This is a genomic window from Achromobacter sp. GbtcB20 (assembly GCF_019091095.1).
In the GTDB taxonomy this organism is placed as follows: domain Bacteria; phylum Pseudomonadota; class Gammaproteobacteria; order Burkholderiales; family Burkholderiaceae_B; genus Achromobacter; species Achromobacter mucicolens.
In genome coordinates, this window is sequence record NZ_JAGXJZ010000947.1 from 1 (window position 1) to 232 (window position 232).

Genomic DNA, 232 nt, shown 5'->3' on the forward strand with positions numbered 1-232 from the left:
TGCCGGCGCTGATCGACAAAAATTACCTGAGCAAACGCGCCGCCCTGATCGGCGAGAAAACGATGGGCGAGGCCCCGGCCGGCACTCCGCCCGGCATGGAGCTGGCGTGGAACTGGGGCCGGGACAACGCCATCGAGACGCCGTCCACCTCGCACCTGGTGGTGGTCGGCGGCCACGGCGCCGGCCTGTCGATGGCCACCACCGTCGAGGACGCCTTCGGCTCGCGCCAGAT

The 232-nt window shown here is 69.8% G+C and carries 1 protein-coding gene; it reads left to right on the top strand.

Features of this window, described 5'->3' with window-relative positions:
- The coding region (locus KVT32_RS31765; protein WP_217619604.1) for a gamma-glutamyltransferase at positions 1-232 on the top strand (232 nt) is incomplete at both ends.